The following is a 2047-nucleotide window of genomic DNA, read 5'->3' as shown; positions in this document are numbered from 1 at the left end:
GAGTGGGCGCGGGCGGCGGGGGGCGCATCGGCGCGAGCCGCAGCGGCGGGCCGTCCGGCGCGGGGGCCGTGGTCTGCGGTCCGTACTTCTTCGCGAAGGCGTCCGCGGCGCGGTCACGCCCCTCCCAGGCCGGCACGACCCGGCACCGGTGCAGCTCGGTGAGCGGGTGGCGGCCGGTGCCGCCGATCTCGGTGACGAGGCCGTCGGCGCCGCCGTCGTGGACGAGCCGGGTCAGCTCCTCGTCGGCCAGGTAGACCGTGTCGCCCAGCCGCGCGTACCTCGCCTGAATCGTGCGGGCGTCCCGGTCGGGGCCGTGGGTGCGCAGGATGCGCAGCGGGACCCGGAGATAGTCGTCGAGGCTGACACTGCGGTCGGGATGCCAGATCTTCTCGAAGTGCTGCTCGACGAACTGGACGAGGGTCGAGGAGATCGCCGCCTCGTGCTGGGTCGTGGCTGCCGACGAGTGCCCGAACGGGAAGGTCGAGATCAGGGCCCCGCTGTCCCACCGGTGGTAGGTCGTCAGTGGCTGGTCGCCATAGATCCGCACGGAGAGCCGGGGTCGCAGCGCGGGGACCAGCCGCGCCCGCACGGTGTCGAGCACGCGCAGGTTCGCCCTGATCACATTCGGGACGTCGATGCTGTGCAGCAGGTCCTCGGCCCGGCCGGCCGCGGGCGGGGAGTCGGGGTCCAGGAGCAGGATCTGCACCATCGCCCCAGCGTCGACCGCGGTGAGCAGAGCCTCGGCGAAGGCCTCGACGTGCGCCGGGGCCAGCAGGTCCGTCCACGTGTTGAGCAGGCGGACGCTGCGCCGGCTCGTGGCGACCCGTCCGATGAAGTAGGCCGGGTCGAAGTCGCCGAGCAGCCGGCCGCTGGCGAACTGGGTCGGCGCGGTGCTCGCCGGGCGGGTCAGCCGCGACTCGGCCGCGGCGAGCTCGGTGGAACCGTGCTGGCGCAGCAGGGTGACCGCCTGCTGCCAGGACCGGCGCGCGGCGAGATGATCGTCGAGGCGCGCCAGGATGTCGCCCCGCCGGACCAGGATCCGCGGCTCCCACAGGATGTCGGGCAGCGCGCTCAGCAGCGGCAGGCTCTCGTTGTAGTGGGCCAGGGCGCGTTCCGGCCGGTGCCGGTGCAGGTCGCCGAGCCGGCGCAGCGCGAGGGCTTCCAGCGACCGGCTGGTCAGCTCGCGCGCGATCGACAGGCTGATCGACAGGCAGGTGATGCCCTCGCCCAGCTCGTCGCGGTCGCCGTGCGCCATCGCCAGGCAGATCAGCGCCTCGGCCTCCGCGCGCCGCGCGCCGCCGCGGCGGGTCAGCGCCAGGCACTGCTCGAAGTGCTCCACCGCGCCCTCGGCGTCCCCGCGCCCGCGCGCGGCGTCGGCCAGCCCGTGCAGGGTGCGGGCCTCGCCGAGCGCGTCGTCGTACTCGACGAAGATCGAACGGGCACGTTCCAGGCGCTCGGTCGCGAGGTCGAGGTGGTCGGCGGCGCGGGCACCGAGGACGGCCGCCGGCTCCCCGTCGTTGTCGGCACCGGGCGCGTCCAGCCGCCAGAAGGCGTGCTCGAAGGCGAGGGTGATGTCGCGTTCGCCCAGGCCGCACAGCAGGACCGCCTCGGCCAGCCGGTTGCCGCGCCGCCGCGCCGCCGCGAGCGCGAGGGTGTGGATCCGCTCCCAGTCCGACCAGTGCGCGCCGAAGGCGCAGAACTCGGCGGCCTCGATCGCGAGCAGCCAGGTCGGCTCGTCGAGGCCGTGCCGGTGCGCCTGGTCGACGAGGGCCAGCAGGTTGACCCGCTCGCCGCCGAACCACAGCAGCGGCTGGGCGGTGAGTGCCGCGACCACGTCCGGGTCGACGGCGTGGCCCGGTCCACCGGAGCCACCCGCGGCGGGGGTGTGGGCGGCGGGCTCGATGGTGCGCGCGGTGCCCGGCGCGAACTCGTCGACCGCGCCGCGCAGCACCGCCAGATAGGCGTACAGCAGCCGGTCGAGGGCCTGCGCGTGCTCGGGAGCCAGCCGCGGCACCTGGGCTGCCGGCGCCGCTCCGGTGTCCGTGCC

At 75.2% G+C, this 2047-nt stretch carries 1 protein-coding gene; it reads right to left on the bottom strand.

The genetic code is table 11. The annotated features are described in order from the left end of the window. Positions 1 to 2047, bottom strand: a 2047-nt coding sequence (locus tag FMEAI12_RS20985; protein WP_368672094.1) for a tetratricopeptide repeat protein, incomplete at both ends; no start/stop codon positions are given.

The sequence above is a fragment of the Parafrankia sp. Ea1.12 genome (assembly GCF_900465275.1).
Taxonomy (GTDB): Bacteria; Actinomycetota; Actinomycetes; order Frankiales; family Frankiaceae; genus Parafrankia; species Parafrankia soli.
This window is presented reverse-complemented; position numbering and strand designations above follow the sequence as displayed.